A 20,169-nucleotide genomic window follows, 5' to 3' on the forward strand; every position below is an offset into this window, starting at 1 on the left:
GTCGATTTGTCGGCCGCGTTGCAGCGGGATTTGTCTGGCGGTATGGTGGGGGATTACCTGCTAAGAAACAGTACTGCTGCACCTATGACTTTCTCACTTTTCGGCGAAAAATTTACCCGTTATGCGGGCATTACCCGTTTGATGGACGACCTGAACGAAGGCCTGCGCACCCCCGGTGCCATCATGCTCGGCGGCGGTAACCCGGCGCAAATCCCAGAGATGGAAGCCTACTTCAAACAGCTGTGCCAGGAGATGCTCGATCAGGGCAAACTGACCGAAGCGCTGTGCAACTATGACGGCCCGCAAGGCAAGGACGCGCTACTGAAAGCGCTGGCCAATCTGCTGCGTGACGAGCTCGGCTGGGAGATTTCGCCACAGAATATTGCACTGACGAACGGCAGCCAAAGCGCGTTTTTCTACTTGTTCAACCTGTTTGCCGGCCGCTATGCCGACGGTTCGCGCCGCCGCGTGCTGTTCCCATTGGCGCCGGAATATATCGGCTATGCCGACGCCGGGCTGGACGAAGGGCTGTTCGTCTCCGCCAAGCCGAACATCGAGCTGCTGCCGGACGGCCAGTTCAAATATCACGTTGATTTCGAACACCTCACCATCGGTGACGACATCGGCATGATCTGCGTTTCACGGCCGACCAACCCGACCGGCAACGTGATCACCGACGAAGAGCTGATGAAGCTCGACCTGCTGGCGCAGCAGCGCGATATTCCGCTGGTGATCGACAACGCCTACGGAGTGCCTTTCCCCGGCATCATCTTCAGCGACGCCACGCCGCTGTGGAACCCGAACACCATCCTGTGCATGAGCCTGTCCAAGCTCGGCCTGCCGGGCTCGCGCTGCGGCATCGTGATCGCCGACGAGAAGGTGATCACCGCGCTGACCAACATGAACGGCATCATCAGCCTGTCGCCGGGCAGCATGGGGCCGGCGATGGCGACGGAAATGATCGCGCGCGGCGATCTGCTGCGCCTGTCGAACGAGGTGATTCGCCCGTTCTACAAACAGCGCGTCGAGCACACCATCGAGATTATCCGCCGCTACCTGTCGCCGGAGCGCTGCCTGATCCACAAACCGGAAGGGGCTATCTTCCTCTGGCTGTGGTTCAAGGATCTGCCGATCACCACCGAAGTGCTGTATCAGCGCCTGAAAAAGCGCGGCGTGCTGATGGTGCCGGGCCACTACTTCTTCCCGGGGCTGGAGCACGACTGGCCGCACACCCACCAGTGTATGCGCATGAACTACGTGCCCGACCCGGAGAAAATCGAGCGCGGCGTGGCGATCCTGGCGGAAGAGATCGAGCGCGCGCATCAGGAAGCGAACTAAGCTCAACCCATCGGGGCGCAGTTCACCACGGCGCCCTTTTTTTGGATTACAGCGTCCAGAACAGCACCGCCAGCAGCTGCGGCGACATGATGCGCAGGAACATCGCCAGCGGATACACGGTGGCGTAAGACAGCGCAGCGGCGCCGCTGGTAGGATGCAGACCGTTGGCGAACGCCAGCGCCGGCGGATCGGTCATCGATCCCGCCAGCATGCCGGACAGCGTCAGGTAGTTCATCTTGCCCACCGTGCGCGCCAGAATACCGACGCTCAGCAGCGGAATGGCGGTGATCAACGCGCCGTACCCGACCCACGTCAGCCCCTCGCCGTGCAACAACGTATCGATGAAGTTGCCGCCCGACTTCAATCCGACCACCGCCAGAAACAGCACGATGCCCAGTTCGCGCAGCGCCAGGTTGGCGCTCGGCGGCATAAACCAATACAGCTTGCCGATGCTGCCGATGCGCCCCAGGATCAGCGCGGCCACCAACGGCCCGCCGGCCAACCCCAGCCGCAATGCCGCCGGGAAGCCGGGCACGAACAGCGGAATGGAGCCGAGCAGCACCCCGAGGCCGATGCCGATAAAGACCGGCAGCATCTGCACCTGCTGCAGTTTTTGTTGGGCGTTGCCGACGATTGCCGTCACCGCGTCGATGGCCTCCGGTCGGCCGACCAGGTTGAGAATGTCGCCGAACTGCAGCGTCACGTTGCTGCCGGCCACCAGCTCCACGCCGGCGCGGTTGAGGCGTGAAATCACCACGTCATACTTCTGCTTCAGGTTCAGATCGCGGATTTTCTTGCCCAGCACCTGCTCGTTGGTCACCACCGCCCTCACCACCTGCAGCGCGGTGCCGCGCGTCGACAGCGAGGCATCCACCTCTTCGCCGATCACCAGCCGGGCATTTTCCAGATCTTCGCGTTTGCCCACCAGATGCAGGTAATCGCCAAGCTCCAGCCGCTCGTGCGGCGCCGGCACCATCAGCAGCTCCCCGCGTTTGAGGCGCGAACAGACGATCGCTTCACCGTTGAGCAGCGGCACCTGCTTGATCGCCATGCCCTGCAGATTCGGGTTGCGCACCGCCACGTTCATGGCGTGCAGCAGCTCACGCTGATTGCCCAGGCTGCTTTCAAACGCCTGCGCCTCGCGCTCGATGTTGATGCGGAAAAACAGCCGGATCAGCCACATCACCAGCAGAATGCCGCATATACCGAACGGATAGGCCATGGCGTAGCCCATGCCCATCCCGTCCACCAACGCCGGATCGGAACCGAGATCGGTCAGGATTTGTTGACCGGCACCCAGCGCCGGAGTGTTGGTGACCGCGCCGGAGAACACGCCGAGGATGATCGGCAGCGGCACGTCGAACAGCTTGTGCACCGCCGCCGCCACGACGCCGCCGGTCAGCACCAGCAGCACCGCGAAGGCGTTGAGGCGCAGACCGGAGACGCGCAGCGAAGAGAAGAAGCCGGGGCCGACCTGAATACCGATGGTGTAGACGAACAGGATCAGGCCGAACTCCTGGATAAAGTGCAGCATGTCCCCGTTCAGGCTGATTTGCCCGCTCTGGGCGAAGTGACCGACCAGGATGCCGCCGAACAGTACGCCGCCGATGCCCAGTCCGACGCCGTACAGCTTCCAGTTCCCCATCCACAACCCAATGACGGCCGCCAGCGCCAACATGCTGACGGTCAGGGCGATATCGCTCATAGGTCACATCCTTGCCAAAGTTGAAGCGGGAATTCGCGATTAAAAGCACACAATTAACAAGGATTATGACATCGGGCTGACGGGGGGACTGTGGCGTGCGCCACATAACGCAGCGGGGGAGATCCGTCTGGATCTCCCCCGCATGATGATGACCGTTTTTCAGTCGGTTATTTGGCTTCCAGCTCCGGCGTCGCACCGATGGCGATGCGCTGCGGCTGCAAGGCTTCCGGCACCTGACGCACCAGATCGATGTGCAGCAGGCCATTTTCAAATTTGGCCTCGGACACCTGCAGATGCTCCGCCAGGGTGAAGGTCAGCTGGAACTCTTTGCACACCAGCCCCTGATGCAAGTATTCGACCTGTTTTTCCGGCGGCGTAGGTTTACCGCTGACGGTCAACCGCGGCCCTTCCACTTCGATATTCAGTTCGCTCTGCCGGAAACCGGCCAGCGCCAGAGAAATGCGGTAGTGATTGTCATCGCTTTTCTCGATGTTGTACGGTGGGAACCCCTGGGGTTCCTGGCCACCCATTGAACTGGCTAATTTATCAAAACCAATCCACTGACGCAGAAGCGGGGATAAATCGTAATTACGCATAGGAACAACTCCTTTCATTAAGCGAGATGTGTTTATTCAGCCCCCTGACGGCAGGCTAGGTATTATTTGCCGGCAGCGTACCTGCCGGCGAAACGGAAATTTATTTAATTTCGATGCGGCGCGGTTTTAATGTTTCCGGCACGATGCGTTGCATGTCGATATACAACAGGCCGTTCTCCAGTTTGGCGCCTTTAATTTGAATATGTTCGGCCAGTTGGAATTTACGCTCGAAATTACGCTCGGCGATGCCCTGGTATAAATAGGTTTTTTCTGCCGGTTCGTTATTGTGCGCCCCGCGCACGATCAGCAGATTATCTTGCGTGGTGATCTCCAGCTCCTGCTCGGCAAACCCGGCTACCGCGATGGCGATGCGATAATGATTTTCGTCCACCAGCTCGACATTATAAGGCGGATAACCGCCGTTGCCCTGACTCTGACCGGCTTCCAGCGCGTTGAACAAGCGATCGAAACCAATGGCGGAACGGTATAGCGGGGAAAGATCAAAATTACGCATAAAACAGCCTCCTAAGGCACTTCAGCGAGGTTGAAATAAATACGCCTTCCACTCTGGACAGGCTAATTAAGCCAGAATTCCCTTACGGCGAATTCTCAATTCGGCTCTGATGATAAAATGGGGGTTGATTTCATCAATTCAACAGGCGAGGATCAAAAAAACTTCGCGCCGATTAGGCGAAAGTTTTTTTACCACTTACACTAAAGTGAGAGAGCCGCCACAGAGCGGGATTTTGCTTCTTTAAAAGCAGCAACAGGATGTTATAAATCAGCTTAATTTAGGGGAACAGCAACCCTGCAGGATGGATTAATGACGACGATGAAAGCGATAGCGACGGGCTGCATGTTGTTGGCGACCAGCGGTTGCTCCAGCGTGATGAGCCATACCGGCCCGAATCAGGGTTACTATCCCGGCACCCGCGCCAGCGTGGACATGCTGAAGGACGACAACACCAGCTGGGCGATGATGCCGCTGGTGGCGCTGGATCTGCCGTTCTCCGCGGTGATGGACACCGTACTGCTGCCTTACGACTATCTGCGTTCCGGCAACGACGCCACCGCAGACTCGCCAAAAGCGCGCATCCTGCGCAGCGAGCAGCAGAATCTGGCGGCAACCGGCAATCCCGGCCAGGGCGACGACGGTACCGCCACGCATTAACCACGCACGCAGCGGGCCGCCAGGCCCGCCTTACACCTCAACCACAAAGATCTGGTTGAACCCCGCTATCTCGCGCATAAACGCCACTTTCTTGCCATCCGGTGAAAACACCACGGCATCCGCCGACGGCGGCTGGGCGCTGCGCTGCGTTAAACGCTGCAGGCGGCCGCCGGCGACCTCGCACAGCATCACGCTGTTGTCGCACACCAAGGCAATCGCCCCGCCCTGCGGGTGCCAGCTGAACGCTGACTGGATGTCATGCTCGCTGCGGCTCACCTGCCGCGGCTCCCCGCCGTTCGGCGACACCGTCCACAGCTGCACCACGCCGCCGTCGTCCTTCATCAAAAATGCAATCTGGCTGCCGTCCGGCGAGCTGCGCAGCCAATGGCGCGGCGCACCGGCAACGCCCGGAAAACGACGATCGCCGGTAAAGGTTACCCGCCGCTGCCTGACGCCCTGCGGCGGCGCCGGCAGCTCGCTTTCTGTTCCCTGCAGCGGCAGAGCGCCCGCCCTGGCGTAATCGGCATCGTTCTCCGGCAGATCGACGATAAACACCTCCGGCAGTTTCTCACCGGCGGCGGACAGCGTATCGCCGATGAACGCCAGCGCCCAACGCTGCCGGCTACCGTCGGCCTTGCGGTAACCTTCGCGGCCGATCCACCCTTCCTCGTAGGCGCGATTGATCTGATCGCTGCCCGGCTGCGGCTGCGGCACCGTTTCGCTGACCAGCACGCAATAGTGGCTGCCGTCATACTCGCGCGGATGCTGTTTCGGCGGATTGACCCCGTGCAGCGGCACGGCCACCCCGACGTTGCGCAGATCGCGCGCCGGATCGCGTTCGTGCATGACGTGATCGTTGTAGGTAAAGCTGAGACGGCTGCCGTCCGGGCTGAAAACGTGCACATGGCTGCCGCCGCGCAGCGCGCCGGGGGTGTAGGGAGCGGTGATATCCAGCGCGTCGAGGGTGATGGCCAACTCGCGATCCGGCTCGCTGACGATCACCCCGCGGCGGTGGTGGAAATCATACTGCCAGGCGCTGTCCGGGTGCTCCGGGCCGTGGATAAAGGCATAGCGCGCCGGCGCATCGGGGCTGACCGTGACCACACCGACGTGGGCGCCGTGCTGGGCGCGATAAACCACCTCCACCATGCCGCTGGCGACGTTGACCCGTTCGATGCTCAGACCGGTGAAAGAGGCGCCGCGCGGGCGCACGTCATAAGCCAGCCATTGGCTGTCCGGCGTCCAGACGTTGATATTGGTTAACTGATGCCCGCGAGGGTCGAAAGTCAGTTGTTTTTCCCGATGGCTCATGGCGGTTCTCCTGCGCATGCCGGCACTGAGTCGCCATCTTACCGGATCGGCGACAGCGTTTCACATGGCCTGCGCGGGTAAGGCGGGAGGATTTTTCGGTTCGAAATGACGCAATGATTTTTCAGCGTCTTATCATTTAAGCCAAACGACGGCGTCGGCAGGAAATAAGCGGCCGATTAGGCGTTCGCATTCCTGGCGGCGAAACTCAACGGCGCCCATGCCGTATAGGCGGATGCCGCGAGCGCTATTTTTTTCATTCTCATTTCCTTTATCAAAATAAGTCAGCGGCAGCACCTTCCTTAATGCAAATAAATAAAAAATCGTGTCGCTAAACGACAGGTTAATGATTATTTTCAACGCCAACGCGATGCTCTTCCCCGGCCGTTGCCGCTGGCGGGCCGGGTTGCCCGGCGGTCGGGCGACGGGGTTTACAATCAATACAAAAAAGTACAAAATGGATTTTTAAGTCCAAATACTCTGGAGCCGGTATGAATCCCCTCTTCGATGCCATTGTTTCTGCCCATCAGCAACTGCGCCCTCAGGTACGGGTCACGCCCTTGGAGCGCAGCGTGCTGCTTTCGCAGCAGCTCGGCTGCGAGCTGTATCTGAAATGCGACCATCTGCAGCACACCGGCTCCTTTAAATTTCGCGGCGCCAGCAACAAGCTGCGGTTGCTGGATAGCGAGCAACGCCGGCGCGGCGTGATTGCCGCCTCAACCGGCAACCACGGCCAGGCGGTCGCCCTGGCGGGGCAGCTGATGGGCGTTGGCGTCACGGTTTATGCGCCAGAGACGGCCGCGAGCATCAAGCTAGACACCATCCGCGCGCTGGGCGGCACCGTGGAATTGGTGCCGGGCGATGCGCTGAACGCCGAACTGGCCGGGGAACAGGCCGCCCGCGAACAGGGAAAAACCTATATTTCGCCGTATAACGACGAGCAGGTGATCGCCGGCCAGGGCACCTGCGGCATGGAGCTGGTTGAACAGCTCACCGGTCTGGACGCCGTGTTCGTGGCGGTGGGCGGTGGTGGCTATATTGCCGGTATCGGCACCGTTTTGCGGCAATTGTCGCCGAACACGCAGCTTATCGCCTGCTGGCCGGAAAACGCCACCAGCATGTACAGCGCGCTGGAAGCGGGCCATATCTTCCCGGTGGAAGAGCAAGAAACCCTGTCCGACGGCACCGCCGGCGGCGTCGAGCCGGGCGCCGTGACCTTTCCCCTGTGCCAACAGCTGATCGACCGTAAAGTGCTGGTCAGCGAGGCAGAGATCAAACACGCGATGCGCCGGATCGCCGCCAGCGATCGGTGGATTATCGAAGGCGCGGCCGGCGTGGCGCTGGCGGCGGCGATCAGGCTGTCGCCGGAATATCAGGGGAAAAAAGTGGCGGTGGTGCTGTGCGGTAAAAACATCGTGCTGGAGAAATACCTCAAGGCCATCGCCGATGCGCATCCTTAATCAGCAGCAAATCCTCGCCGCGTTCGACGCCGAGGCCATAACCGCGCTGCTGAAGCAGGGATTTATCGCCTATTCGCAGCGGCAGGTGCAACAGCCGCCGGTGCAGCATTTCCTGTTCGAACAGGCCGCCGGCGATTGCTGCATCAAATCCGCCTGGCTGGAAGGCGACGAGCTGTTCGTGGTCAAGGTGTCCGCCGGTTTCTATCGCAACGCCGAACGCGGCCTGGCCAGCAATCAGGGATTGGTGATGGCGTTCTCCGCCCAGACCGGCGAACCCCGGGCGCTGCTGCAGGATGAGGGCTGGCTGACCGCGCTGCGCACCGCACTGGCCGGCCGCATCGCCGCCGAGCTGTGCGCGCCGCCGCATATTCAGGCGATCGGCATGGTCGGCACCGGCCTGCAGGCGCGGCTACAGCTGCAATGCCTGAAACCGGTGACCGATTGCCGCGAGGTGTGGGTGTGGGGCCGCAACGAACAGGCGCTGGCGGCGTATCGGCGCGATGCCGAGGCAGAAGGTTTTCGGGTGCTGACCACGCAGGACGCGGCGGAACTGGCGGCGCACTGTCAGCTGATCGTGACCACCACGCCCAGCCGCGAACCGATCTTGCAGGCGGCGGATATCCGGCCCGGCACGCACATCACCGCCGTGGGCGCCGACGCGCCAGGCAAGCAGGAGCTGGCGACCGATCTGGTGGCCAATGCGGACGCGCTGCTGGTCGATGCGCTGGCTCAATGTGCTGACTACGGCGAGATCGCGACGGCTTATCGGCAAAACAGGCTCACTTCAACGCCAATCGTCGAAATGGGCGCCCTCTTGGCGCAGGGCGGGCGGTTGCGAAGCGAGTCGCAGCACATCACCATCGCCGATCTTACCGGGCTGGCGATTCAGGATCTGCAGATCGCCAAAGGGGTGTTGGCGGCAATATAAAGGGGCGCCGCAGCGCCCCATTTTATCAGCCGTTGAGCACGAACTTCTCGATGGCGCGCGCCACGCCGTCTTCGGTATTGGCGCTGGTGACAAACTGCGCCACCGCTTTCAGCTCGGGAATGGCATTGCCCATCGCCACACCGACGCCGGCATACTCAATCATCGCCGTATCGTTGGCCTGATCCCCCAGCGTCATGATGTTTTCCCGCGCCACGCCGAGATGCTCGGCCAGCATTCTCACCCCGGCGCCCTTATCGACGTTCTTATGCAGGATTTCGAGGAAGTAAGGCGCGCTTTTCAAAATGGTGTAACGCTCGCGCGTTTCCGCCGGGATGCGCGCGATAGCGCGGTCCAACAGCTCCGGCTCGTCGATCATCATCACTTTAGGGAAACGCATCTGGCGATCCATCTCCTCCACGCTGCGGTATTTCAGCGGAATACCGGTCATTGCCGCCTCGTGTATGGTGTATTTGCCAATGTCTTTATTCGGGGTATACAGGGTGTCGAAATCAAACGCCTGGTAGTGAACGCCGAACTCGCGCGCCATCTGCTCGAAGTGCAGATAGTCCTCGAAGCCCAGCGTTTCTTGCAGGATGCAAGCGCCGTCGACCGCACGCAGCACCAGTGCGCCGTTATAGGTTATACAGAAATCGCCGGGGCCCTGAATGTCCAACTGGCGCAGATAGTCCTGCACGCCGACATAAGGCCGCCCGGTGGCCAGCACCACGTGCACCCCTTTGCGCCGCGCTGCCGCGATAGCCTGCTTTACCGCCGGCGTGATTTGGTGCTGCGGATCCAGCAACGTGCCGTCCATGTCGATCGCAATCAGTTCAATAGCCATTCAACGCTTCTCCCAGTGGTTTTTTCTCATGCTAACGCGTTTCAGCCTCGGCTGTCAGCGCCAAAAAAGGCGTAAAAAAATCCGCGCGGGTCGCCCGGCGCGGATTTTCACAGCCATTAACGCATCAGATATCGATGTTCGCCGCTTTCAGGGCGTTTTCTTCGATAAAGGCACGGCGCGGTTCAACCGCATCGCCCATCAGCGTGGTGAACAGCTGATCGGCAGCGATGGCGTCCTTGACGGTCACGCGCAGCATGCGGCGGCTTTCCGGATCCATGGTGGTTTCCCACAGCTGCTCCGGGTTCATCTCGCCCAGACCTTTATAACGCTGCACCGACAGGCCGCGGCGCGACTCTTTCACCAGCCACTCCAGCGCCTGTTCGAAGCTGTCTACCGGCTGACGGCGCTCGCCGCGCTCGATGAACGCACCTTCTTCGATCAGCCCGCGCAGCTTCTCGCCCAGCTGGCAGATCTTGCGGTATTCGCCGCCGTGGATGAAGTCGAAGTCCAGCTTATAATCGGTATCCACGCCGTGGGTGCGGATACGCAGTGCCGGCTCGAACATCTGGCGCTCGCGGTTCTCGAAGATCACGAAGTCATAACTGCTGCCGTGCTGCTCTTTGTCGTTCAGCGCCTGCACCAGCGAAGCGATCCAGGCTTTCACCTTGGTTTCATCGCTCAGATCGCCTTCGTTCAGCGTCGGCTGGTAGATCAGGCTGTTCAGCAGCGCACGCGGGTAGCGGCGCTCCATACGGCCGATCAGCTTCTGCACGCTATAATGCTCGGCAACCAGTTTTTCCAGCTGCTCGCCGCCGAGCGCCGGCGCGCTGGCGTTGGTGTGCAGCGTGGCGCCGTCCATCGCGATGGCGATCTGGTATTGATCCATCGCCTCGTCATCTTTGATGTACTGCTCTTGCTTGCCTTTCTTCACCTTGTACAGCGGCGGCTGCGCGATGAACACGTGGCCACGCTCGATGATTTCCGGCATCTGGCGGTAGAAGAAGGTCAACAGCAGCGTACGGATGTGCGAACCGTCGACGTCGGCATCGGTCATGATGATGATGCTGTGATAACGCAGCTTGTCCGGGCTGTACTCGTCGCGGCCAATGCCGCAACCCAGCGCGGTGATCAGCGTCGCCACTTCCTGCGAGGAAAGCATTTTGTCGAAACGCGCTTTCTCGACGTTGAGGATTTTCCCCTTCAGCGGCAAGATAGCCTGGTTCTTGCGGTTGCGCCCCTGCTTGGCAGAGCCGCCCGCGGAGTCCCCTTCCACCAGGTACAGTTCGGACAGCGCCGGATCCCGTTCCTGGCAGTCCGCCAGTTTGCCCGGCAGGCCGGCCAGATCCAGTGCGCCTTTGCGGCGGGTCATCTCACGCGCTTTACGCGCCGCTTCGCGTGCGCGCGCCGCGTCGATAATTTTGCCGACCACGATTTTCGCGTCGCCTGGATTTTCCATCAGGTAATCCACCAGCTTCTCGTTCATCAGCGTTTCAACCGCGGTTTTCACCTCGGAAGAGACCAGCTTGTCCTTGGTCTGAGAAGAGAACTTCGGATCCGGCACCTTCACCGACACCACGGCGATCAGACCTTCACGCGCGTCATCACCGGTGGCGCTGACCTTGGCCTTCTTGCTGTAGCCTTCCTTCTCCATGTAGCTGTTCAACGTACGGGTCATCGCGGTACGGAAACCGACCAGGTGCGTGCCGCCGTCGCGCTGCGGAATGTTGTTGGTGAAGCAGTAGATGTTTTCCTGGAAACCGTCGTTCCACTGCAGCGCCACTTCCACGCCGATATCGTCTTTCACGGTCGAGAAGTAGAACACGTTCGGGTGGATCGGGGTTTTGTTCTTGTTCAAGTACTCGACAAACGCCTTGATGCCGCCTTCGTAATGGAAGTGGTCTTCACGGTCGGTGCGCTTGTCCTTCAGGCGGATAGACACGCCGGAGTTGAGGAAAGACAGCTCGCGCAGACGCTTGGCCAGAATGTCGTACTCGAATTCGGTCACATTGGTGAAGGTCTGGTGGCTCGGCCAGAAACGCACCATGGTGCCGGTCTGCTCGGTTTCGCCCACCACATTCAGCGGCGCCTGCGGCTCACCGTGGCTGTAAGTCTGTTCGTGCACTTTGCCTTCGCGGCGGATCACCAGCTCCAGTTTCTCCGACAGGGCGTTAACCACCGAGACGCCCACGCCGTGCAGGCCGCCGGAAACTTTATAGGAGTTGTCGTCGAATTTACCGCCGGCGTGCAGCACGGTCATGATGACCTCTGCGGCTGAAACCCCTTCTTCCGGGTGAATGCCGGTCGGAATGCCGCGGCCGTCATCCTGTACCGATACCGAGTTGTCGGCATGGATGGTGACCTGAATGTCACTACAGTGGCCCGCGAGCGCTTCGTCGATAGCGTTGTCCACAACCTCGAATACCATGTGGTGCAGACCGGTGCCGTCATCGGTATCGCCGATATACATGCCCGGGCGCTTGCGCACCGCATCCAGCCCTTTTAATACCTTGATACTTGAGGAGTCATAAGAATTCGACATCAACGTTTCTCGCTCATTTTAGTCCTGTGGTTGAACCTCTATTTTACCCTGTTCCACGCGGAACATCTTGCCCTTTTCACCGGCCATGTCGGTCACTTGTTCAGCGCTGACCGCGCTGACAAAAACCTGGGCCTGGGTGGCTTTCAGGCGATCGGCCAGCAACCGGCGACGGCCGGTGTCCAGCTCGGAGGCAAAATCATCAATCAGATACAGGCAACGCCGCCCGCTCTGCCGGGTGAGAAACTCACCCTGCGCCAAGCGCAACGCGCACATCAGCAGCTTAAGCTGACCGCGCGATAACAAATCCTCTACCGGCGTGCCGTCGGCACGAATGCGGAAGTCCGCTTTATGCGGCCCCACCGCGGTATAGGTCAACGCCCTGTCGCGCTCGAACTGGCGCTCCAGCAGCTCGCCGTAGTCGCTCTCTTTGTCCCAGCCGCGCTGGAAGGAGAAGCTCAGGGCGAATTCAGGCAGAAACTGCGCGCAGGTCGCGGTGATATCCGCGGCGATCGCGTCGCTGTATTCCGCCCGCCATTCGCTGATGCGCTCCGCGAGCGGGATCAGTTCCTGATCCCAGGCGCGGATCTGCGCATAGCGACTCACCTGGCGCAGCGCGGCATTGCGCTGCTTCAGTAACCGTTTCAGGTTGCTCCAGGCGGTGAAAAAACCGGGTTCGTTATGAAAACAGCCCCAGTCCAGGAAAGCGCGCCGGAATTTCGGCCCGCCGTTCAGCAGGGTAAAACCTTCGGGGGTGATCAGCTGCATGGGCAGCAGCTGCGCCAGCTCGGCCACCTTGTGGCCGTCGCTGCCATCGATGCGTACTTTGCTGTCACCCTGACGGCTCTTGCTCAATCCTACCGACAGCTCGCGCTCCGTACCTTCTATGCGGCCGTGCAGCACGAACTCCGGCTGGTCGTGGCGAATAACCCGACCGGCCTGCAGGCTGCGAAAGGCGCGGCCGTGCCCGAGCGTATACACCGCTTCCAGCACGCTGGTCTTGCCGCTGCCGTTGGCGCCGACCAGGAAATTGAATCCCGGCGCCAGCGCCAAATCCGCCGCCTCGATATTGCGGAAATCTTTAATCAATAAACGCGTCAGAGCCATGCAATCTCTTTACCGATGACGGTGCTGTAATTCAAGGTAACGAGACTACAACCGCATTGGCATGACAACGTAGGCCGCCGCCTGGCTGGCGCCGTCTTCGATCTGCACGCTGGAGACCGAGTCGGTCAACAGCAGGCGCACGTCTTCACACTTGAGCGCGTTCAGCACGTCCAGCACGTAGCTGACGTTGAAGCCGATCTCCATCTCCGCGCCGTCGTAGCTGACGTCGAGGATCTCTTCCGCCTCTTCCTGCTCCGGGTTGTTGGCGGTGATCTTCAGCTGGTTCTGGCTGACGTACAGCCGCACGCCGCGGAATTTCTCGTTCGAGAGAATCGCCGCGCGCGCAAACGCCTGCTTGAGCAGATCGCAGCCGGCTTCCAGCGTTTTATCCGGGTTCTTCGGCAAGACGCGGCGATAGTCCGGGAAACGGCCGTCAACCAGCTTGGAGGTGAAGATGAAATCGCCGACGTGGGCGCGAATGTTGTTGCTGCCGATCTGCAGCTGCAGCAGCGAATCGCCGCCGTCCAGCAGACGCACCAGCTCCATAACCCCTTTACGCGGCACGATCACCGAATGCGACGGCAGCTGTTGGCCGATCGGCATCGAGCACACCGCCAGGCGGTGGCCGTCGGTGGCGACGGTGCGCAGCTCTTCGCCTTCGGTTTCAAACAGCATGCCGTTCAGGTAGTAACGCACGTCCTGATGGGCCATCGAGAACTGGGTGGCTTCGATCAGGCGCTTCAGCGTCGCCTGCGGCAAGGTGAACTCCACCTCGCTCTGCCAGTCGTCCAGGTTCGGGAAGTCCGCCGCCGGCAGCGTGGACAGCGAGAAGCGGCTGCGGCCGGACCGCACCAGCATGCGCTCGCTCTCCAGCGTGACGGCGATCTCCGCCCCTTCCGGCAGGCCACGGCAGATATCAAAGAATTTACGCGCGGGCACGGTGGTCGCGCCCGGCTCGTGCGGTTGGGACAGGGCGACGCGCGCCACCATCTCCATCTCCAGATCGGTGCCGGTCAGCAGCAGGGAGCCTTCCGTCACCTGCAGCAGCAGGTTGCCCAGGATCGGCAAGGTCGGGCGGCCGCCCAGCGGGCTGCTTACCTGTTGCAGCGGTTTTAGCAGATGCTCACGTTCAACGATAAATTTCATAGCGCTATGAAGATAATGTTCTGATTAAATTGGAGAAATCTTCTTTGATGTCGTGACTTTCCTCACGCAGCTGCTCGATCTTCCGGCAGGCGTGCAACACCGTGGTATGGTCGCGGCCACCAAACGCATCGCCGATTTCCGGCAGGCTGTGGTTGGTGAGTTCCTTCGCCAGCGCCATCGCCATCTGGCGCGGGCGGGCAACGGATCGCGAACGCCGCTTGGACAGCAAATCCGCGACTTTAATCTTGTAATACTCCGCCACCGTCTTTTGAATATTGTCGATGGTGACCAGCTTTTCCTGCAGCGCCAGCAGATCGCGCAGCGCTTCGCGCACGAAATCGATGGTGATGGCCCGGCCGGTAAAGTTGGCGTTGGCGATCACGCGGTTCAGCGCCCCTTCGAGCTCACGCACGTTGGAACGCAGGCGCTTGGCGATGAAGAACGCCACTTCGCCCGGCAGGCGAATGTCGTTCTCGTCGGCCTTTTTCATCAGGATCGCCACGCGGGTTTCCAGCTCCGGCGGCTCGATCGCCACCGTCAGCCCCCAGCCGAAGCGAGACTTCAGACGATCTTCCACCCCATTGATCTCTTTAGGGTAGCGATCCGAGGTCAGGATGATCTGCTGATTGCCTTCCAACAGGGCGTTAAAGGTATGGAAGAACTCTTCCTGCGAACGCTCCTTGTTGGCAAAGAATTGAATGTCATCGATCAGCAAGGCGTCGACCGAACGGTAGTAGCGCTTAAACTCTTCGATGGCATTGTTCTGCAACGCTTTGACCATGTCCTGCACGAAGCGTTCCGAGTGCATGTAGACCACTTTGGCGTTGGCCTTGCGCGCCATGATGCCGTTGCCGACCGCGTGCAGCAGGTGAGTTTTACCCAGGCCGGTGCCGCCATACAGGAACAAAGGGTTGTAGGCGCCGCCCGGATTGTCCGCCACCTGGCGAGCCGCCGCGCGCGCCAGCTGGTTGGACTTACCCTCGACGAAGTTGTCGAAGGTGTGTTTGGGGTTGACGTTGGAGCGGTAAGAGAGCTCGGGCTGCGCCGCCGCGTTGTCCCAGCTCGGGCGCGAAGGCGCGGCCGTGCGTGCCGCCGGGGCCGCAGGTGCGCTGCTGACGCTGGCGGTCACGGTCTGGCTGATCACCTGCGTGATCGGCTTGCTACCGACTTCAAAACGCAGCAAAGGCGCGTCCGTACCGCAGAAATCATTCAGCAGACCATTGATGTTGTTTAAGTACTTATCGCGAACCCAATCCAGCACAAAACGGTTAGGCGCATACAGCGCCAGGGTGTTGTCACTCAGTTCCGCCTGCAATGGGCGAATCCACATACTAAATTCTGTGGCAGGTAACTCATCCTGCAATCGGGCAAGACACTGCTGCCAAAGCGAAAGTGACACGGCGGACTCCACTCGAACAAGATCAATAAAGAAAAGAAACGGGCAACTTTTTTATAACTCATGATTTTTGACACATACCCGGCATCGGCTGTTTGCCTGTGGGGGATGCGAACCGCCTTTCACGGTTTGTGTCCCTCACGATCCCGGCATGAGGGATCGCGATCGGAATGACGGATCATAGCGCAATCCGCGCAAGAGATCCTCCCCTTCCTCACAGATTAGATCCATTTTATCCACAGGCCGCGGCCGGCGGCGATCTTTTCACCGCCGGCGCCGAATGGCCGCGCAGATCCCGGCCGCTGCGCCGCGTTTTTTACATTGTCAACCGGTTATACCCTGTTATCCACGCCAGATCCTGCGATCGCGCGCAAAGGATCTCACCGGGATCCTTGCGATTTCACCCCGAGTCCGTATAATCTTCGCCCTACGTGTGATACCTGGTTCCTTATGGTGCGTCATTAGCCAGACAGGATTCTGCGGTGACCACGGGCCAAGACCGGATTTTGTTCCGTTATTGGCAGACAACCAGGTAGGCTGGCGCGATGCGAATTGACTCAGGACTGTACAATTATTACAATCCCGCTTCTTTATGTATTGCGATTGAGGCGTCGGTCATCTTCACGCCGAGTAGCCAAACGCGTTTACTGATCAGTAATTATTTTAAGTTTAGGTAGAAATCGCTATGAAACGCACTTTCCAACCGTCCGTATTGAAGCGCAACCGTAGCCACGGTTTCCGTGCTCGTATGGCCACCAAAAATGGTCGTCAAGTTCTGGCCCGCCGTCGTGCGAAAGGCCGTGCTCGTCTGACTGTTTCTAAGTAATAAAGCTAACCCGCTGAGTGGTTAAGCTCGCTTTTCCCAGGGAGTTACGTTTGTTAACTCCCACTCATTTCACTTTCGTCTTCCAGCAGCCACAACGGGCTGGCACGCCGCAAATCACCATCCTCGGCCGCCTGAACCAGCTGGGGCATCCCCGCATCGGTCTTACCGTCGCCAAAAAACACGTCAAACGTGCGCACGAGCGTAATCGGATCAAACGCCTAACCCGCGAAAGCTTCCGCCTGCGCCAGCACGAATTACCGGCGATGGATTTTGTCGTGGTGGCCAAAAAAGGGATAGCGGATTTGGATAACCGCGCGCTGACGGAAGCTTTGGATAAATTATGGCGTCGCCACTGTCGCCAGGCTCCCGCATCCTGATCGGGCTGGTGCGGGCCTATCAGCTCGTCATCAGTCCGCTGCTAGGGCCTCGTTGTCGCTTCCAGCCGACATGCTCTCATTACGCAATTGAGGCATTAAGCAGGTTTGGCATGATAAAAGGCAGTTGGTTAGCATTGAAACGCGTATTAAAATGCCACCCTTTGAACCCAGGTGGCGATGATCCGGTGCCGCCAAAAACCGACGATAACAGAGAACACTAACGATGGATTCGCAACGCAATCTTCTCCTCATCGCTCTGCTGTTCGTGTCTTTCATGATCTGGCAGGCATGGCAAACGGACAACGCTCCGCAGCCGGCCGCACAGACCACGCAACAGACTTCGAACGCAGTAGCCGGTGATGCCGCCAGCCAGGCCGTGCCAGCCAGTGGTCAGGGTAAGCTGATTACCGTGAACACCGACGTGCTGTCACTGACCATCAACACCCGTGGTGGCGATATCGAGCAGGCTAAACTGTTGGCCTACCCGGATACTCTGGGTTCATCGACTCCGTTCCAACTGCTGGAAACCACTCCGTCGTTCGTCTATCAGGCGCAAAGCGGCCTGACCGGTAAAAACGGCCCGGACAACCCGGCCAACGGCGAACGCCCGCTGTATCAGGCGGCGCAGGACAGCTACACCCTGCCGGAAGGCCAGGACGAGCTGCGCATCCCGCTGACCTACACCGATAAAGACGGCGCGGTCTACACCAAGACCTTCGTGCTCAAACGCGATCACTATGCGGTCGGCGTGGATTACAGCATCGACAATAAAGGCGCAACGCCGCTGGAGCTGACCCTGTTCGGCCAGCTGAAGCAGACCACCGAATTGCCTAAGCACCGCGACACCGGCAGCAGCAACTTCGCGCTGCACACCTTCCGCGGCGCGGCGTACTCGTCCAGCGATGACAAGTACCAGAAATACGCATTCGATAAAGACGAAAACCTGAGCGTCACCACCAAAGACGGTTGGGTCGCCATGCTGCAACAGTACTTCGCCACCGCGTGGGTACCGGCGACCAAGGGTGACAACACCTTCTACACCGCCAAACCGGGCGACAACCTGTCCACCATCGGCTTCAAATCTACGCCGGTCGTGGTGCAGCCGGGCGCTCAGCAGCAGCTGAACGCGACCCTGTGGGTCGGCCCGGAGCTGCAGGACCAGATGGCCCAGCTGGCGCCGCACCTGGACCTGACCGTGGATTACGGTTGGCTGTGGTTCATCTCCCAGCCGCTGTTCAAACTGCTGAAGTTCATCCACGGCTTTATCGGTAACTGGGGCTTCTCCATCATCATCATCACCTTCATCGTGCGCGGCATCATGTACCCGCTGACCAAGGCGCAGTACACCTCGATGGCGAAAATGCGCATGCTGCAGCCGAAGCTGCAGGCGATGCGCGAGCGCATCGGCGATGACAAACAGCGCATGAGCCAAGAGATGATGGCGCTGTACAAGGCGGAGAAAGTGAACCCGCTCGGCGGCTGCCTGCCGCTGATCATTCAGATGCCGATCTTCCTGGCGCTGTACTACATGCTGATGGGTTCGGTCGAGCTGCGCCACGCGCCGTTCGCCCTGTGGATCCATGACCTGTCGGCACAAGACCCGTACTACATCCTGCCAATCCTGATGGGCGTGACGATGTTCTTCATTCAGAAGATGTCGCCGACCACCGTGACTGACCCGATGCAGCAGAAAATCATGACCTTCATGCCGGTGATCTTCACAGTGTTCTTCCTGTGGTTCCCGTCCGGTCTGGTGCTGTACTACATCGTCAGTAACCTGGTAACCATCCTGCAGCAGCAGCTGATTTACCGTGGTCTGGAAAAACGCGGTCTGCACAGCCGCGACAAGAAAAAAAGCTAAGCGTAGTGTAGGGGTTCGGCGCGCCGACCCTTGCAGTCACACCAAAGGCGGTCATTAGACCGCCTTTTTGCATCTTAATCGTCAGAGAGAACCGTTATGAGCACCACCGATACCATCGTAGCCCAAGCCACCCCGCCGGGACGCGGCGGCGTCGGCATTCTGCGCATTTCCGGAAGCCAGGCCAAAAACGTCGCCCAGGCGTTGCTCGGCAAGCTGCCGAAGCCGCGCTACGCTGACTATCTGCCGTTCCGCGACGCCACCGGCGCCACCCTCGATCAGGGCATCGCGCTGTGGTTCCCGGGGCCGAACTCCTTTACCGGCGAAGACGTGCTGGAGCTGCAGGGCCACGGCGGGCCGGTGATCCTCGATCTGTTGCTCAAGCGCGTGCTGGCGCTGCCCAACGTGCGCATCGCACGGCCCGGCGAGTTCTCCGAACGCGCGTTCCTCAACGATAAACTCGATTTGGCGCAGGCCGAAGCGATCGCCGATCTGATCGACGCCAGCTCCGAGCAGGCGGCACGTTCGGCGATGAACTCGCTGCAGGGCGCCTTCTCCACCCGCATCCACCAGCTCGTGGAAGCGCTCACTCACCTGCGAATCTACGTGGAAGCGGCGATCGACTTCCCGGACGAGGAAATCGACTTCCTGTCCGACGGTAAAATCGAGGCGCAGCTCAACGACGTGATGGCGGATCTGGACAGCGTGCGCGGCGAAGCACGCCAGGGCAGCCTGCTGCGCGAAGGAATGAAGGTAGTGATCGCCGGGCGCCCCAACGCCGGTAAATCCAGCCTGCTCAATGCGTTGGCCGGGCGTGAGGCGGCGATCGTCACCGATATCGCCGGCACCACCCGCGACGTCTTGCGCGAACATATCCATATCGACGGCATGCCGCTGCACATCATCGACACCGCCGGCCTGCGCGACGCCAGCGACGAAGTTGAGCGTATCGGCATCGAACGTGCCTGGAACGAGATCGAACAGGCCGACAGAGTGCTGTTTATGGTTGACGGCACCACCACCGCCGCCACCGAGCCGGCGGAGATCTGGCCGGAGTTTATGGCGCGCCTGCCGGGCACGCTGCCGATCACCGTGGTGCGCAACAAGGCCGACATCACCGGTGAAACGCTGGGTCTGACGGAAGTGAACAACCACTCACTTATTCGCCTGTCGGCCCGCACCGGCGAAGGCGTCGATGTGCTGCGCGATCATCTGAAACAGAGCATGGGCTTCACCAGCAACATGGAAGGCGGCTTCCTCGCACGCCGTCGCCACCTGCAGGCGCTGGAGCTGGCGGCACAGCACCTGGTACAAGGCAAAGAACAGTTAGTGAGCGCTTACGCGGGCGAGCTGTTGGCCGAGGAACTGCGCCAGGCACAGCTGGCCTTGAGTGAAATCACCGGCGAATTCACCTCCGACGACCTGCTGGGCCGCATCTTCTCCAGCTTCTGTATCGGTAAATAACGCCGCCAGATGCCTTCACGGCCGGGACAAACCCTTGTTCCGGCCGTTTTTCTTTCCCGCGCTCGCTCTGCGCGCCGGCTCACAGAGCCGCTACCACCCTCCACGCTATACT

General features: G+C 60.1%; 19 protein-coding genes. 9 read left to right on the plus strand and 10 right to left on the minus strand.

Going from position 1 to position 20,169, the window contains the following annotated elements; genetic code table 11:
* The first annotated feature begins 84 nt into the window (after positions 1 to 84).
* On the plus strand, positions 85 to 1,338 hold the full coding sequence (locus ACJ8HT_RS18620) for a valine--pyruvate transaminase (protein WP_015376153.1): 1,254 nt from the start codon (positions 85 to 87) through the stop codon (positions 1,336 to 1,338).
* A gap of 46 nt (positions 1,339 to 1,384) precedes the next feature.
* Here the strand turns inward: ACJ8HT_RS18620 and ACJ8HT_RS18625 are convergent, their stop codons facing one another.
* From ACJ8HT_RS18625 to ibpA, 3 genes are all read right to left on the minus strand, one after another.
* Positions 1,385 to 3,043, minus strand: coding sequence for a putative transporter (locus ACJ8HT_RS18625; protein WP_047729572.1), 1,659 nt, complete (start codon positions 3,041 to 3,043; stop codon positions 1,385 to 1,387).
* 167 nt (positions 3,044 to 3,210) lie between these two features.
* Positions 3,211 to 3,639 (minus strand): small heat shock chaperone IbpB, encoded by a 429-nt coding sequence (ibpB, locus tag ACJ8HT_RS18630; protein WP_004933922.1) that lies wholly within the window; start codon positions 3,637 to 3,639, stop codon positions 3,211 to 3,213.
* A 100-nt stretch (positions 3,640 to 3,739) separates the two neighbouring features.
* A complete protein-coding gene (gene ibpA, locus ACJ8HT_RS18635; RefSeq protein ID WP_004933919.1) occupies positions 3,740 to 4,153 on the minus strand; it encodes a small heat shock chaperone IbpA in 414 nt (137 codons plus the stop codon).
* A 309-nt stretch (positions 4,154 to 4,462) separates the two neighbouring features.
* Between ibpA and ACJ8HT_RS18640 the strand changes: the two genes are divergently transcribed.
* Positions 4,463 to 4,810: a YceK/YidQ family lipoprotein gene (locus ACJ8HT_RS18640; protein WP_049200588.1), complete on the plus strand. Its 348-nt coding sequence runs from the start codon at positions 4,463 to 4,465 to the stop codon at positions 4,808 to 4,810.
* Positions 4,811 to 4,840: 30 nt separating this feature from the next.
* On the opposite strand, the gene ACJ8HT_RS18645 is transcribed toward ACJ8HT_RS18640, so the two are convergent.
* Both ACJ8HT_RS18645 and ACJ8HT_RS18650 read right to left on the minus strand, forming a co-directional pair.
* Entirely contained in the window at positions 4,841 to 6,121 is a 1,281-nt protein-coding gene (locus tag ACJ8HT_RS18645; RefSeq protein WP_194572984.1) for a DUF3748 domain-containing protein, read from the minus strand.
* Between the two features lie 132 nt (positions 6,122 to 6,253).
* Positions 6,254 to 6,574 carry a hypothetical protein gene (locus ACJ8HT_RS18650; RefSeq protein WP_197653170.1) on the minus strand — a complete coding sequence of 107 codons (321 nt, stop codon included), beginning with the start codon at positions 6,572 to 6,574 and terminating at the stop codon, positions 6,254 to 6,256.
* A 35-nt stretch (positions 6,575 to 6,609) separates the two neighbouring features.
* Here ACJ8HT_RS18650 and ACJ8HT_RS18655 point away from each other — a divergent pair, with 35 nt between their 5' ends.
* Positions 6,610 to 7,578, plus strand: coding sequence for a threonine/serine dehydratase (locus ACJ8HT_RS18655; RefSeq protein WP_197653171.1), 969 nt, complete (start codon positions 6,610 to 6,612; stop codon positions 7,576 to 7,578).
* A complete protein-coding gene (locus tag ACJ8HT_RS18660; protein WP_070913628.1) occupies positions 7,565 to 8,506 on the plus strand; it encodes an ornithine cyclodeaminase family protein in 942 nt (313 codons plus the stop codon). The genes ACJ8HT_RS18655 and ACJ8HT_RS18660 overlap by 14 nt, the downstream gene beginning before the upstream one ends.
* 25 nt (positions 8,507 to 8,531) lie before the next feature.
* Here the strand turns inward: ACJ8HT_RS18660 and yidA are convergent, their stop codons facing one another.
* From yidA to dnaA, 5 genes are all read right to left on the minus strand, one after another.
* A complete protein-coding gene (gene yidA, locus ACJ8HT_RS18665; RefSeq protein ID WP_060441262.1) occupies positions 8,532 to 9,347 on the minus strand; it encodes a sugar-phosphatase in 816 nt (271 codons plus the stop codon).
* Between the two features lie 124 nt (positions 9,348 to 9,471).
* The gene (gene gyrB, locus ACJ8HT_RS18670; RefSeq protein ID WP_194572981.1) at positions 9,472 to 11,886 is read right to left on the minus strand and encodes a DNA topoisomerase (ATP-hydrolyzing) subunit B; all 2,415 of its coding nucleotides are present in this window, start codon (positions 11,884 to 11,886) and stop codon (positions 9,472 to 9,474) included.
* 18 nt (positions 11,887 to 11,904) lie between these two features.
* Positions 11,905 to 12,990, minus strand: coding sequence for a DNA replication/repair protein RecF (gene recF, locus ACJ8HT_RS18675; protein ID WP_033636531.1), 1,086 nt, complete (start codon positions 12,988 to 12,990; stop codon positions 11,905 to 11,907).
* Between the two features lie 45 nt (positions 12,991 to 13,035).
* On the minus strand, positions 13,036 to 14,136 hold the full coding sequence (dnaN, locus tag ACJ8HT_RS18680) for a DNA polymerase III subunit beta (RefSeq protein ID WP_004933892.1): 1,101 nt from the start codon (positions 14,134 to 14,136) through the stop codon (positions 13,036 to 13,038).
* A 4-nt stretch (positions 14,137 to 14,140) separates the two neighbouring features.
* Positions 14,141 to 15,535, minus strand: a complete 1,395-nt coding sequence (gene dnaA / locus ACJ8HT_RS18685; RefSeq protein ID WP_004933889.1) for a chromosomal replication initiator protein DnaA — start codon at positions 15,533 to 15,535, stop codon at positions 14,141 to 14,143.
* A gap of 682 nt (positions 15,536 to 16,217) precedes the next feature.
* Between dnaA and rpmH the strand changes: the two genes are divergently transcribed.
* The 5 genes from rpmH (at position 16,218) to mnmE (ending at position 20,057) form a co-directional block, all read left to right on the plus strand.
* On the plus strand, positions 16,218 to 16,358 hold the full coding sequence (gene rpmH / locus ACJ8HT_RS18690; RefSeq protein ID WP_000831330.1) for a 50S ribosomal protein L34: 141 nt from the start codon (positions 16,218 to 16,220) through the stop codon (positions 16,356 to 16,358).
* Positions 16,359 to 16,375: 17 nt separating this feature from the next.
* Positions 16,376 to 16,735: a ribonuclease P protein component gene (rnpA, locus tag ACJ8HT_RS18695; protein ID WP_004933883.1), complete on the plus strand. Its 360-nt coding sequence runs from the start codon at positions 16,376 to 16,378 to the stop codon at positions 16,733 to 16,735.
* Positions 16,699 to 16,956 carry a membrane protein insertion efficiency factor YidD gene (yidD, locus tag ACJ8HT_RS18700; protein ID WP_004933881.1) on the plus strand — a complete coding sequence of 86 codons (258 nt, stop codon included), beginning with the start codon at positions 16,699 to 16,701 and terminating at the stop codon, positions 16,954 to 16,956. Before rnpA ends, yidD begins: the two co-directional genes overlap by 37 nt.
* Positions 16,957 to 16,958: 2 nt before the next feature.
* Entirely contained in the window at positions 16,959 to 18,596 is a 1,638-nt protein-coding gene (yidC, locus tag ACJ8HT_RS18705; RefSeq protein WP_049200579.1) for a membrane protein insertase YidC, read from the plus strand.
* A 96-nt stretch (positions 18,597 to 18,692) separates the two neighbouring features.
* Entirely contained in the window at positions 18,693 to 20,057 is a 1,365-nt protein-coding gene (mnmE, locus tag ACJ8HT_RS18710) for a tRNA uridine-5-carboxymethylaminomethyl(34) synthesis GTPase MnmE (RefSeq protein ID WP_187321878.1), read from the plus strand.
* Positions 20,058 to 20,169: the final 112 nt, after the last annotated feature.

It is taken from the genome of Serratia sp. CY44782 (assembly GCF_052168715.1).
Lineage (GTDB): Bacteria > Pseudomonadota > Gammaproteobacteria > Enterobacterales > Enterobacteriaceae > Serratia > Serratia nevei.

Excerpts from the sequence above, each read along its gene's own strand:
- yidD (WP_004933881.1), top strand. The coding sequence starts at position 16,699 with ATGGCGTCGCCACTGTCGCCAGGCTCCCGCATCCTGATCGGGCTGGTG.
- mnmE (WP_187321878.1), top strand. The coding sequence starts at position 18,693 with ATGAGCACCACCGATACCATCGTAGCCCAAGCCACCCCGCCGGGACGC.
- ibpA (WP_004933919.1), bottom strand. The coding sequence starts at position 4,153 with ATGCGTAATTTTGATCTTTCCCCGCTATACCGTTCCGCCATTGGTTTC.
- ibpB (WP_004933922.1), bottom strand. The coding sequence starts at position 3,639 with ATGCGTAATTACGATTTATCCCCGCTTCTGCGTCAGTGGATTGGTTTT.
- rpmH (WP_000831330.1), top strand. The coding sequence starts at position 16,218 with ATGAAACGCACTTTCCAACCGTCCGTATTGAAGCGCAACCGTAGCCAC.
- ACJ8HT_RS18640 (WP_049200588.1), top strand. The coding sequence starts at position 4,463 with ATGACGACGATGAAAGCGATAGCGACGGGCTGCATGTTGTTGGCGACC.
- recF (WP_033636531.1), bottom strand. The coding sequence starts at position 12,990 with ATGGCTCTGACGCGTTTATTGATTAAAGATTTCCGCAATATCGAGGCG.
- ACJ8HT_RS18660 (WP_070913628.1), top strand. The coding sequence starts at position 7,565 with ATGCGCATCCTTAATCAGCAGCAAATCCTCGCCGCGTTCGACGCCGAG.
- ACJ8HT_RS18645 (WP_194572984.1), bottom strand. The coding sequence starts at position 6,121 with ATGAGCCATCGGGAAAAACAACTGACTTTCGACCCTCGCGGGCATCAG.
- yidA (WP_060441262.1), bottom strand. The coding sequence starts at position 9,347 with ATGGCTATTGAACTGATTGCGATCGACATGGACGGCACGTTGCTGGAT.
- yidC (WP_049200579.1), top strand. The coding sequence starts at position 16,959 with ATGGATTCGCAACGCAATCTTCTCCTCATCGCTCTGCTGTTCGTGTCT.
- dnaN (WP_004933892.1), bottom strand. The coding sequence starts at position 14,136 with ATGAAATTTATCGTTGAACGTGAGCATCTGCTAAAACCGCTGCAACAG.
- ACJ8HT_RS18655 (WP_197653171.1), top strand. The coding sequence starts at position 6,610 with ATGAATCCCCTCTTCGATGCCATTGTTTCTGCCCATCAGCAACTGCGC.
- gyrB (WP_194572981.1), bottom strand. The coding sequence starts at position 11,886 with ATGTCGAATTCTTATGACTCCTCAAGTATCAAGGTATTAAAAGGGCTG.
- ACJ8HT_RS18625 (WP_047729572.1), bottom strand. The coding sequence starts at position 3,043 with ATGAGCGATATCGCCCTGACCGTCAGCATGTTGGCGCTGGCGGCCGTC.
- ACJ8HT_RS18620 (WP_015376153.1), top strand. The coding sequence starts at position 85 with ATGACTTTCTCACTTTTCGGCGAAAAATTTACCCGTTATGCGGGCATT.